The following is a 12807-nucleotide window of genomic DNA, read 5'->3' as shown; positions in this document are numbered from 1 at the left end:
ATGGACTTTGGACGATTATTGACTGCTATGGTCACACCTTTTGATGAAAATGGAAAAGTAAGTTTAGATCGAACAACGGATCTCTTAGAGCATTTAATAAAAACGGGTTCGGACGGCGTCGTTGTCGCAGGAACCACTGGGGAATCCCCCACATTATCGCAAGAAGAAAAATTAGCCTTGTTTGAGCATGTGGTTCGCGTTGTTGACGGACGGATTAAAGTTATTGTTGGAACAGGCGGAAACAATACTAATCTATCAGTCGCATTCTCGAAGGAAGCGGCAAAGCTGGGTGTCGATGCAGTCATGGCGGTCGCTCCTTATTACAATAAACCGAATCAGGCAGGATTGTACGCGCATTACAAAGCGATTGCTGAAAATATTGCCATTCCTTTAATTGTCTATAACATTCCTAGTCGTTCAAAAGTAAACATCTCGGCAGACACGATTATTCGACTTTCGAAAATCGACAACATCGTCGCAGTTAAAGAGGCAAGCGGTGACCTTGATCAAATGGCAGCCATCATCAGCGGTACGAGCGATGACTTCCATCTCTATAGTGGTGATGACGGTTTAACATTACCGATTTTAGCCATTGGTGGTCATGGTGTCATCTCGGTTTCATCGCATGTCATCGCACCTGAGATGAAACGAATGATGGATGACTTCGATAAAGGACGAAATAGTGAAGCCGCTCAGCAACACCAAAGGATGCTTCCGTTTATGCGGGAATTGTTCGCAGCGCCGAGCCCCGCACCAGTGAAAGCGCTTCTTAATGAATTGGGCATTTCAGTAGGAAGCGTTCGCCTTCCAATGGTCGATCTTACGAAACAGGAGCTTGCGTCTTTAATTAACATTTATCAGTCGTTTAAAGAAAGTAAGGACTTGAGGGTAAGTAAATAAATCAGAGAAAAGGTGAATCAGAGCGCTGTTGCTTTCAATTCACCTTTTTATTTTCATAACTGGAGGAATCGGAGAGATGAGAGTATTATTAAGCGGCTTCGCGCCATTCGGGGGAAGTGAGCTAAATCCTTCTTGGGAAGCGGTAAGACGCCTAGATGGCATTCAGGCTACTGACACAGTTGAGCTTTTTGCAACGAAGCTTCCGGTTTCATACAGAGAGGCGGCTGACCGGCTCTTCGCATCAGCACGCGTGATTTGTCCTGACGTCATTATTGCAGTTGGACAAGCCGGTGGCCGCAAGGCAATTACTCCAGAACTTTACGCGACAAATATGAGCGATTCGGAAAATGCGGATAATGAAGGAGTTGTTCTCAGCGGACAGCGGATTTTAGAGGATGGTCCGCAACACTATGGATCGAGCTTACCAGTCCATGACATTGTAGTTTCGCTTACAGAATTGGGCATACCTGCCGAGCTGTCGGAGAATGCGGGATCTTTTGTCTGCAACCATGTTTTCTATAAATTGATGCATGAGCTGCAAAAGTCAGGAAAACCGATAGTCGGCGGTTTTATTCATGTTCCTTTTTTACCGGAACAGATTACAGTTGACGACGCGCCGAGCTTGGACATTGATTTGCTGACAGAGGCGATCAGGCGAACCGCAATTATTTCAGCAAACGCTTTTTCGCAAATAAACGACCTTAGCAAGTCCATCTGACTCATTCTAAGTAATTGAACCTGTTGCAAAAAGAACGATTAGAAAAATTGTACTTTGCGATAGGGATTGGGTATAATAAAATCAATGATTAGTTCGGGTCAATAGCGATGACTGCTCAACTTAATAGGAGGAATGCCCATTGACACATGCTAAGAAAGACAGCGTGAAAATTTATGCAATGGGCGGCGTTGGCGAAATTGGGAATAATATGACAGTCATTGAAGTAAATCATGACATTTATATTATTGATGCGGGATTAATGCATCCACATGAAGACATGCTTGGAGTTGACACGGTAATTCCCGATGTTTCCTATCTGGTTGAAAGGCGTGATCAGATTCAAGGTTTGTTTCTGACACATGGCCATCAGGCGAACATCGGCGGTCTGCCTTATCTAATGAAAGAGCTAAAGGTTCCGATTTATGGAACCCGGTTGACGCTTGCACTTGTGTGGGAGAGTCTCCGAAAAGTGGGTGTAAGTCTCCCAAAAGATTTATTTAATACGATCAATCCAGACAAGCGTTTGAAAGTGGGACAATGTATGATTGACTGCTTCAGAACCTATCATAGTGTTCCTGACGCTGTCGGCTTTGCCATTCAAACTGCGCAAGGATATATTGTTCATACTGGAGATTACAAATTCGATTTCACACCGGTCGGAGGAATCCGAACAGATGTCAGCAAAATTTCGGGATTCGGAGATCGAGGAGTTCTATGCTTGCTTTCCGACAGCAAACACGCAGAGATCCCTGGCAAAGCGGCTTCCGATTCACTAGTTGGCGATCGCTTCAACCATATTCTCTACTCTGCGGAAGGACGAGTGATCGTTGCGATTCATGCAACCAACATTCACCGCATTCAGCAATTTTTCAATGCATGCGCGCTTCATAATCGCAAGGTTGCATTAGACGGAAAATATTTGGAGCGGGTCGTTTCAATTGCTGCTAGAGAAGGATTTCTTGACATTCCCCAAGACATGTTAATTAATTGGGAAAAATCACTCAAGCATCCGAAAGAGGAACTTGCGATTTTGACAAGTGGTCCGGACGGAGATCCATTAACACCATTGTCGAATATTGCTAATCATTTGCATAAGAAGCTGAGACTTAAGGAGCACGATCTGATTATTTATGCTGCATCTTTGACACCAAGTAATGAAAAAACAGTAACGAACGCGATTGATCAACTGATGAGTGAAGGCGCGCAAGTTGTTTTTGGTAAAGATGTTCATGTCTCGGGTCATGGTTCTGCGGAAGATATTAAATTGATGCTGCAGCTGACTCGGCCGAACTATGTGATTCCAATTGATGGTGAATTTAAGATGATGAAAGCCAATCAGGCTATTGCTGAATCAATGGGCATACCTGCAAGTCACACGTTCTTGTTAGACAAAGGCGATGTAGTCGAATTCATTAATGGAGAGGCAAGGTCGTCTGATTCAGTTCCGGCAGGGCAACTGCTTGTTGATGGGCTTGGTGTTGGCGATGTTGGAAATATTGTGTTAAGAGACCGCCGCCTGCTCTCTCAGGATGGTACAGTAATCGTCGTGGTCACTTTAGGACGCAGAACGAAAAAAATACTTGCCGGACCTGAAATCATCACCCGTGGATTTGTCTATGTGCGTGAATCAGAAGATCTTTTAGATCAAGCTAATCATATCGTTTCCGATGTGCTGTCCAAATCTTTGACACAGCACGTATCTGAGTGGTCATCGCTAAAGAGTGGAATAAGAGATTCGTTAAGTCGTTATTTTTTTGATAAAACCAAACGCCGTCCAATGATATTGCCAATTATCATGGAATTCTAAAAGCCGGGCTCTAAAGCCCCGGCTTTTTTGCACGAAAAAATCCTAGATAAAATGAGTATTTGCTGGTCGGCGATAAAAAATATCCAACAATAAATAGAATTTTCACTAAAGATATGTGTAGTCGGCATGCAACGAAACTCGGAGTACCGGTGGCTCAGCCTTTGTCTAAGCATGAATACCTATATCAGTAATGCTTTGCCAAAAACATACATTTAGAGTAAATTAAAGACAGAAAGTCTGTAGGACAAGCAAGGCTTGGATAAGAAATGAATGAGGTGCGAGGAAATTATGGCTAAGAAGAAAAGGAAGCGCACGCGCGCGAGTATTGGTTGGAAGGAGACGCTGATCTATGAGGTAGGCGGTCTCTGCATGTTCGCGCTGACCTGTATCGGGATAAGCAATTTAGGCGTTGCCGGAGAAGTTATTAAAGAAGCGGCACGGTTGTTCACCGGTGATTGGTGGGTGCTTCTCCTCCTCTACTTCCTTGTGCTCTCCGTTTATTATATTTTTTTTAGAAAACAGCCGGAATTCTTTACACGAAGACTTTCAGGAATGTATTTGCTCACGTTCACATTACTTCTGGTCAGTCATGTACGTCTATTTGAGGCGTTGTCTGCAACTAATGTCTGGCAAAATCGGTCGGTAATTTTCAACACCTTTTTATTGTTCCGCGGCGAGTTGTCCGGAGCCATTCCGAGTCAGGGACTTGGCGGCGGATTGATCGGTTCGATTGGCTTTGCTTTTTTTTATTACCTCTTTTCCACAACCGGAACTTATTTTATGACAGCATTCCTTGTTCTTGTTTCCATAATCCTGATTACCGGACACTCCCTGCGTGATCTTACGCAAAAGCTGTTTGGTGGTATGTTCCGTTCAATGAAGAAAAGTGGAACGAATTGGCGAAATTCATTAAGCCAGTTTTTCAAAAGGGAGAAAAAGGAGAAGAAAAAGCCTGAAACTCATCCGGAAGCAGATTCTTCTGCAGACGTTGAGGAATCTATTGAATCGCATGGCCAAGAGCCGGAAATCCATGACTTTAATGAGACATCAATGGAAGTACCTGACCCTGCGCCAATAGAGAGCAAACAGCTGTCTGCGGAGGATTATGAAGAAAGTGAAGATGCGGATGCTCCTCCTGACTTTTCACAAATTCCTGTCGAAAATGAAGACTATCAGCTGCCGCCGCTAACATTACTGCGCATGCCTGGAAAAAACGCGCAAAATACAGAACGCAGGCATATCGCTGAAAATGTCCGGACACTCGAAAGAACTTTTGAAAGCTTTGGAGTGCGCGCGACTGTTAAGGAGGTTCATCTCGGCCCGGCGGTCACGCGCTATGAAGTTTACCCTGAAGCAGGGGTGAAAGTCAGTCGTATACTCAGTCTCAGTGATGATTTGGCGCTTGCTCTTGCCGCCAAAGATATTCGTATTGAAGCGCCAATTCCGGGCAAGTCGGCCGTCGGTATCGAAGTGCCTAATCAGGAAGTCGCTATGGTTTGTCTTAGAGAAGTGTTAGAGTCAAAGAATGCGAAGCGTGCGCTGTCAAAACTGACAATAGGACTTGGACGGGACATTTCCGGAGAACCCATTCTGGCGGATCTTAACCGAATGCCGCATTTGCTTGTTGCCGGAGCAACAGGCAGCGGCAAAAGCGTGTGTATCAATGGTATTATTATTACACTGCTCATGCGCACCAAGCCGAGCGAAGTGAAATTGTTCATGATCGATCCTAAAATGGTCGAATTAAATGTCTATAATGGAATACCACATCTTCTAACACCGGTTGTGACCGATCCGGCCAAAGCGGCTTTAGGACTTAAAAATGTGCTTGGCGAAATGGAAAGGCGTTATGAACTTTTTTCAGAGAGCGGCACACGAAATTTGGAAAGCTATAATGACGCCGTTCGAAAATTTAATCAGGATCATGAAGAGAAACAGCCGCTGATGCCCTACATCGTCGTGATTATTGATGAACTTGCCGATTTAATGATGGTCGCATCAAAGGATGTTGAAGAAACCGTGACGCGACTCGCTCAAATGGCCCGCGCAGCTGGAATTCATTTGATTATAGCGACACAGCGTCCTTCTGTGGATATCATTACCGGCGTCATCAAGGCAAATATTCCATCACGTATCGCTTTTAGTGTATCATCTATGATGGACTCAAGAACCATTCTTGATTCCGGCGGGGCGGAAAAACTGTTGGGAAAAGGAGACATGCTCTTTCTTCCCATTGGTGCTTCGAAACCGGTGCGCATTCAAGGCGCATTTTTGTCGGACGAGGAAGTTGAAGCTGTCGTTAATCATGTAGTTGGACAACAGAAAGCAAATTACAGGAAAGACATGATTCCTTCTGAACAACCGGAACAACCTCAAGAGAAGGTGGAAGACGATCTGTTTGACGACGCCGTGCAGCTCGTGGTCAGCATGCAGACTGCAAGTGTCTCCATGCTGCAACGAAGATTTCGGATTGGCTACACTCGAGCCGCGCGATTAATAGACGCTATGGAAGATCGGCATATTGTCGGACCATACGAAGGAAGTAAACCGCGTTCGGTTCTTGTGCCGAAGCAGAGCGATGAAGTAAGCGGAAGATAAGGTGAATCACTGATAACGGAGTGGAAAAGATGAAGAATATATTGGTTACCGGGGCAAGTGGAGCGATTGGCGGTGCGGCAGCACGTGCGCTTGCACAGTCAGGTGCTTCGCTTTATTTGCATTATCATTCGTCAAAAGAAGCAGCAGAACAACTTGCTTGCGAACTTAGAGAAAACTATGCAAATCAGAACTTTATTTGTGTTCATGCGGATCTCTCGGATGTAGGCGGACCGGATCAGTTGATTGAGCAGCTTTATAATCAAGTAACTGGAGTCGTATATGCCTGCGGCAACAGTGAAATCAGCCTCTTTCAAGACACAAATGCAGAGACGATCAAGAAAACCATTCAACTGCAGCTGACCAGCCCGTTTCGACTTTTGCAGCAACTGATTCAACCAATGATTCATGAGAAAAAAGGCAAGATCCTGCTTGTTTCATCAATATGGGGATTAGAAGGGGCAGCTACCGAAGTACTTTACTCTATGGTTAAAGGTGGACAGAATGCTTTTGTTAAAGCATTGGCAAAAGAGGCTGCACCAAGTGGAATCACAGTGAATGCAGTTGCTCCAGGAGCGGTGGATACACCGATGATGGATCTGTTCAGCGCTGAGGATATTCAGCTTGTGAAGAATGAAATTCCAATGGGGCGAATGGCGGCACCTGAAGAGGTTGCTTCATTAATTAATTTTCTCATGAGTTCTTCTGCCGATTATATCAGTGGTCAAGTGATTTCGATCAATGGTGCGTGGCATTGCTAAACATTTATTTGGATAGTGGTGCCCTTTTTGGAATCCTAAACAGGATCACACAAAAGGGGTGGGCACCTCATCATGGGATAACTGGAACCGTTGGACAGAACTTCTTGGTGATCGGGTCGAATAAGCAGAAAATCTTGGCACGAGTGAGGATACCATCGCGTCTTTTGCCAAGATAGTTGGTGACTATTTAGGTGAACATGTAGATCCGAAAAACGATCCGGATCGCATGTTAATGGATCTATGGACGGCGGCAGGTAAACTTGAACATCTTGTCCTCGCACGGTTTATCAGGAAAATGCTCATTTCAGATTCCGTACGTGTACGTCAATCGATGTGATCATTAAGCGATTCGCAAAAAGAGACGTCATGTGCGTTTCTTTTTTTATTGATCGTATCGTTAAAATAGTGAAGATATGATAATATTAATAGCATAGGTATTGATTTTATGATATGTTTTTTTATTTGTGTCGTGACCTTTGAACTTGAAATGACTGTTCTGATAAGGATACCCGCAAAACACGTTAAATCGAAGGAGGAAACTTCTTGGTGTCCGACGGTAAAGAATGGTATTTGGAATACGAAATACATAAGAACAGGCCTGGATTACTCGGAGAAGTTTCCTCGCTACTCGGGACGCTCGGAATCAATATTCTTACCATCAACGGGGTTGATCACGAGCGCCGCGGGCTGCTGGTTGTCTCTCAAGACGATAAGCAAATGGAACAGTTCCTGATTGCAATTAAGAAAATGGAGACCATTTATCTGACCAAAGTCCGGCAACCGACGCTCGGAGATCGTCTGGCAGTACGCCATGGACGCTATATAGAGAGAGATACAGGAGACCGCAAAACATTCCGCTTTTCTCGTGATGAAATTGGTTTGCTTGTTGATTTTATGGCAGAGGTATTTAAAATGCCAAATCATCCCCTTCTCGGCATTCGGGGCCTCCCTAGAGTAGGTAAATCGGAGTCGATCATAGCAGCAAGTGTGTCTGCAAATAAACGCTGGCAATTTATCTCATCAACACTTTTGAAGCAAACAATCCGAACAAGACTGTCTGACGATGAACGTTCTCAAGAGCATATTTTTGTCATCGATGGAGCTGTTTCCAAGAGATCCGGCTCAGAAAGTCATTGGTCGTTGATAAGAGAACTGATGAGACTACCCGTTACCAAAGTCATCGAACATCCGGATACCTTTGTAACAGGAACAGAGTTTTCTATGAATGATTTTGATTATATTATTGAGCTTCGAAGCCATCGAGAAGAGGAAATTTCACATGGAGTTTCACCGACTTCGTATTTTTCATGGCCTTATTTTAATTCATAATGGCAGGTGTTAGGATTGAGTGAACTAGGTCAAGTGCTTAAAGAAGCTCGTGAGCAGAAAAATCTGTCTCTGGATGAACTTCAAGAGCAAACAAAAATTCAAAGACGTTATTTGAAAGCAATTGAGGACGGCGATTATGGCAAACTCCCCGGCGAATTTTATACGAGAGCGTTTATCAAGAGCTACGCCGAGACTGTGGGGTTGGATTTTAAGAGCTTGACGGAACAGTATCCGAGCGATATGCCCAAGGTTGAACGCCAACACGTTGAAACGCATGTGAAACCACCGGATGGAAGTGAGAATGAACATTCACCGAAATCACTGCGTGGACGTGCAGTGAGAGCGAAAAATTGGTCTTCATTCGTCAATAAGGCGATCGTTGTTGTTTTCATCTTAATCGCGCTGATGATTGTTTATATTTTGGTGACTCATCTCGCAGGAAACCAATCGAAGTCATCCGCGGATCAGAGCAGCAGCAATTCTGTTCAATACAAAGGGGATAGTGCTCCTCCAAGCAGTTCATCATCTAGTTCTTCGGATTCAGCGAGCAGCTCAGACTCCTCTTCCGAACAGGTACTGAAGAAGGACAAAGAAGAAGGAACGACGACTACCTATACGTTGTCCGGAACTGATAAATTTGATGTTACCGTCACAGCTAAATCCGGTTCTCCCGCTTGGTTTGCAGCACAAGACAACCAGACACATAAACAAATTGCTGAAGGTACCGTCACTACGAACGGCAAAAAGTCGTATCACTTTGATGCTGCCGACGTTCAGACACTGTATCTCAAATTCGGCAATGCACCGGGTACAGAGCTGAAGGTTAACGGGAAAACGGTCGAGCTTCCAAATGAGAACACAGTGCAGATCCTTTTAATTAATTTCAGCAAGTGAACAAACATTCTTATTGGAGCCAGCCCACTGCGGCGGCTCACTTTTTTTGATTATGCGACAGGCATACTTTGTCAGAGGTATCGTCACGTATTCTGATCATTTACTTTTAGGAGGACTTCTAAATGAATATCGCCAATAAGTTAACTGTGACTCGAATGATCATGATCCCAATCTTTTTAGTTCTGCTATTGGCCCCAATTCCTATGGGCAGTCTTGGTTCGGGAAGCTACCAGCTTCCGGTAGCGCAACTTCTCGCCGCGGTTATTTTTGTACTCGCTTCATTCACCGATTGGCTTGACGGTCAACTGGCGCGTAAGTACCACTTGGTTTCTAATTTTGGGAAATTACTTGACCCGCTTGCGGACAAACTGCTTGTCATGAGCGCGTTTGTTGCCTTTGTCGGACTGGGCAGAATGGATTCATGGCTGGTTATTCTGATTCTCGCGCGTGAATTTGCTGTAACCGGACTCCGTCTTGTCGCAGTTGAAGAAGGTGAAGTGATCGCTGCGAGTAAGATTGCCAAGTGGAAGACATTCTCCCAAATGGTCGCTATTATTCTCTTTTTGTTTAATAATGTGCCTTTTGGAGTCAACGGTTTCCCGCTGGATCAGATAGTACTTTGGATTGCCGTAATTCTTACGGTGCTTTCAGGTGCAGATTATTTCTATAAAAACCGCGAAATTGTTTTGCGTTCCAAATAAAGTTGCACCTTGCTTTGCGGGTTTCTGTGCTTGATAATAATGAGAGAATAATAGATGTGAAAACGGATGATAGGAGTTCTTGTTCATGAATGCAGAAATTATTGCCGTCGGTTCGGAGCTTTTACTTGGACAGATTGCTAATACGAATGCTCAGTTCATTTCTGAACATTTGGCCGCGCTAGGTATTGATGTTTATTTTCACACAGTATGCGGCGACAACGAAGGGCGAATGATCGATGTAATTAAGAACGCTGAAAAAAGAGCTGATCTGCTGATTTTCACAGGAGGGCTTGGACCTACCAAAGATGATCTCACAAAAGAGACTGTCGCTCATGTACTAGGAAGAAATTTGGTCACGGATCAGGAAGCGATGGAAAGTATACTTGAGTACTTCAAAGTGACCGGCCGCGAGATGACAGAGAACAATAAAAAGCAGGCGCTTGTGGTTGAGGGAAGCCATGTGCTGCCCAATCATCATGGCATGGCTCCAGGCATGATTGTGGATACAAGTCGGCATTTGTACTTGCTGATGCCCGGTGTTCCATCGGAAATGAAACCGATGTTTCTTGATTTTGCGCGTCTTTACTTAGCGAGCCGTAACGAAGAACATATTCAGTCGCGTGTACTCCGTTTCTTTGGAATTGGCGAGTCTCAGTTGGAAACCCAAATCATTGATTTGATCGACGCGCAGTCAAATCCAACGATCGCACCGCTCGCCAAAGAGAGTGAGGTCACATTAAGATTGACCGCAAAACATGAACAGTTAGATCAAGCAGAAGCTATGCTTGATGCGATTGAAGCCAAGATTGACACGCGTGTCGGTCAGTATTTATACGGCTACAACGAAGAGTCGCTTCCAGAAATTGTTTTTGAACTGCTGCGCGAGCAGAAAAAAACGATTGCTTTCGCTGAAAGTCTGACCGGGGGGATGGCAGCCGATTGGATGGCAGCTTTCCCAGGCGCATCGTCTATTTTGAACGGCGGTATTGTCTGCTATACGAATCAAGTGAAACATCAGGTGCTTGCTGTTCCTCAAGAGGTGCTGAAGACGGATGGGGCTGTAAGCGCGAGTTGCGCGAAGCATTTGGCTGCGTCTGTAAGAAAGCTGTGCGGATCGGATTTTGGTGTTTCATTCACAGGCGTCGCAGGCCCTGACAAAAGTGAGGGAAAGGATGTCGGAACCGTTTATATCGGTTTTTCAGATAGTAATGGATCGGAAAGCTACCGCTTCCAATTTAACGGATCACGGCAAAAGATCAGAATTCAGTCAACAAAGACAGGCTACGACATCGTGAGAAGGCATTTAAGAAATCTTCCGATTATTGGCTGTTGACAAAAACGAATAAACATTCGCAGAACACTTGTACTTATAAAGAAAAAACGGTATGATTAGGAAAAGAATGTTGAAGGAGATGAACCACAATCATGGCTGAAAAAAACGAACGAAAAGCAGCACTTGATAGTGCACTGCGTCAAATTGAGAAACAGTTTGGCAAAGGTTCAATTATGAGGTTGGGAGAAAGGCCGGAACAGCGTGTATCCACAGTATCCAGCGGTTCCTTGGCTTTAGATATAGCATTGGGCGTCGGCGGTTATCCGCGCGGACGTATCATTGAAATATACGGACCTGAATCTTCAGGTAAAACAACAGTTGCCCTTCATGCAATTGCCGAAGCACAGCAGGGCGGTGGACAAGCGGCATTTATTGACGCTGAACATGCACTTGATCCGGTTTATGCTGAGCATTTAGGTGTGAATATTGATGAGTTGCTTCTCTCTCAACCGGATACCGGGGAACAAGCACTTGAGATTGCCGAAGCGCTTGTCCGCAGCGGTGCGGTTGATATTATCGTTATTGATTCGGTAGCGGCATTAGTGCCGAAAGCGGAAATTGAAGGGGAAATGGGCGACGCACACGTCGGTCTTCAAGCGCGTTTGATGTCACAAGCGTTGAGAAAGCTTTCGGGAGCGATCAGTAAATCGAAGACAACGGCTATTTTCATCAACCAAATCCGTGAAAAAGTGGGCATTATGTTTGGAAATCCTGAAGTAACCCCCGGCGGTCGCGCCCTTAAATTTTATGCTTCAGTGCGGCTTGAAGTGCGCCGCGCCGAACAATTGAAACTTGGCAATGACATTGTCGGGAACAGAGCGAGAATTAAAGTAGTTAAGAACAAGGTCGCTCCTCCGTTCAAACAAGCTGAAGTTGATATCATGTATGGGCAAGGCATTTCTCAAGAAGGTGAAATTCTTGATATCGGCGCAGATCTTGATATTGTTGAGAAAAGCGGATCATGGTATTCCTACAATAAAGAACGCTTAGGTCAAGGTCGTGAGAATTCGAAGCTATATCTGAAGGAAAACGAATCGGTGAAGGCGGAGATCAAGCAGCAAATTCGCGCGCATTATAATCTGGACGGCAGTGCAAGCGAAGAACCTGCGGCAGAAGCCGAACCGCTGCCCGAAAAAGAATGAATGCTAAAATAAACAACCTTTTTAAACTTGTGCCTTGATATGTGGGCACAAGTTTTTTTTACGGGCAAAGAAAGTGTAAGATTCTGCCTTGTAGTATACGAAAAGCGGCATTTTATCAATAAATCCGTTCGAGAGACGTCTGCGGGAGCGTCTCTGTTGATCGCGAGACAAAGAGACCCCGCAGATAATTGTTTGTTTGAGGAGGCTCCCGGATCGCCGCGGTAAGCGAGCAATCGGAGCGTACACAAAAATCAGGATGGTTTAAGGACCAAGCACAGCCTGATTTTTCTCACAAGTTAAGAAAGTATGGCGTTTTGGTTTGCCGGTACGACGATAAGGTCATAAGATTCGGTTGGGCGATCAGGTAAGCGCCCAATCTGAGAAATAAACGGAAAAATTACCCTTAATTAGAAAATGAATGAAAAAATCGCTTAAATAGACGGAGAAATTCCGCTTATCGAATCAAAAAACGTGAAAATAGAGGCTTTTCCTGTGCTTAACCGGATAAATTACTCTTATTTACCTGTGAAACAAGCGCTAGGATGCAAATAAGCGGAAAATCTCCGCTTATTTTACTCCGCGATACTGAATTAAGGACCAGAATGATTTATTAGAAAACTTGCCTTC

At 44.6% G+C, this 12807-nt stretch carries 10 protein-coding genes and 1 pseudogene; all 11 read left to right on the top strand.

The window, feature by feature from the left end; translation table 11 throughout:
• The 11 genes and pseudogenes from dapA to recA all read left to right on the top strand — a co-directional run bounded on the left by dapA (nucleotide 1) and on the right by recA (nucleotide 12180).
• Nucleotides 1-900, top strand: a complete 900-nt coding sequence (dapA, locus tag ABWW58_RS03520; protein WP_093669462.1) for a 4-hydroxy-tetrahydrodipicolinate synthase — start codon at nucleotides 1-3, stop codon at nucleotides 898-900.
• A 76-nt stretch (nucleotides 901-976) separates the two neighbouring features.
• Nucleotides 977-1618 carry a pyroglutamyl-peptidase I gene (pcp, locus tag ABWW58_RS03515; RefSeq protein ID WP_093669460.1) on the top strand — a complete coding sequence of 214 codons (642 nt, stop codon included), beginning with the start codon at nucleotides 977-979 and terminating at the stop codon, nucleotides 1616-1618.
• A gap of 139 nt (nucleotides 1619-1757) precedes the next feature.
• Complete coding sequence (locus ABWW58_RS03510) at nucleotides 1758-3425, top strand: ribonuclease J (RefSeq protein ID WP_353867868.1); 1668 nt, start codon at nucleotides 1758-1760, stop codon at nucleotides 3423-3425.
• 288 nt (nucleotides 3426-3713) lie between these two features.
• A complete protein-coding gene (locus tag ABWW58_RS03505) occupies nucleotides 3714-6023 on the top strand; it encodes a DNA translocase FtsK (RefSeq protein ID WP_353867867.1) in 2310 nt (769 codons plus the stop codon).
• A gap of 29 nt (nucleotides 6024-6052) precedes the next feature.
• Nucleotides 6053-6781 (top strand): elongation factor P 5-aminopentanone reductase, encoded by a 729-nt coding sequence (gene ymfI / locus ABWW58_RS03500; RefSeq protein WP_353867866.1) that lies wholly within the window; start codon nucleotides 6053-6055, stop codon nucleotides 6779-6781.
• Between the two features lie 136 nt (nucleotides 6782-6917).
• Nucleotides 6918-7118: pseudogene (locus tag ABWW58_RS03495) on the top strand (DUF3243 family protein); the annotation flags it as partial.
• 209 nt (nucleotides 7119-7327) lie between these two features.
• Nucleotides 7328-8110 carry a DUF3388 domain-containing protein gene (locus ABWW58_RS03490; RefSeq protein WP_353867865.1) on the top strand — a complete coding sequence of 261 codons (783 nt, stop codon included), beginning with the start codon at nucleotides 7328-7330 and terminating at the stop codon, nucleotides 8108-8110.
• Nucleotides 8111-8125: 15 nt separating this feature from the next.
• On the top strand, nucleotides 8126-9004 hold the full coding sequence (locus ABWW58_RS03485; RefSeq protein ID WP_093669450.1) for a helix-turn-helix domain-containing protein: 879 nt from the start codon (nucleotides 8126-8128) through the stop codon (nucleotides 9002-9004).
• 122 nt (nucleotides 9005-9126) lie between these two features.
• Entirely contained in the window at nucleotides 9127-9705 is a 579-nt protein-coding gene (pgsA, locus tag ABWW58_RS03480) for a CDP-diacylglycerol--glycerol-3-phosphate 3-phosphatidyltransferase (RefSeq protein ID WP_093669448.1), read from the top strand.
• Between the two features lie 85 nt (nucleotides 9706-9790).
• Nucleotides 9791-11038: a competence/damage-inducible protein A gene (locus ABWW58_RS03475; RefSeq protein ID WP_353867864.1), complete on the top strand. Its 1248-nt coding sequence runs from the start codon at nucleotides 9791-9793 to the stop codon at nucleotides 11036-11038.
• 92 nt (nucleotides 11039-11130) lie between these two features.
• On the top strand, nucleotides 11131-12180 hold the full coding sequence (gene recA / locus ABWW58_RS03470; RefSeq protein ID WP_093669444.1) for a recombinase RecA: 1050 nt from the start codon (nucleotides 11131-11133) through the stop codon (nucleotides 12178-12180).
• Nucleotides 12181-12807 lie beyond the last annotated feature (627 nt).

The sequence above is a fragment of the Sporolactobacillus caesalpiniae genome, assembly GCF_040513385.1.
Taxonomy (GTDB): domain Bacteria; phylum Bacillota; class Bacilli; order Bacillales; family Sporolactobacillaceae; genus Sporolactobacillus.
The sequence above is the reverse complement of the archived record's forward strand: the minus strand, read 5'-3'. Positions and strand labels throughout refer to the sequence as shown.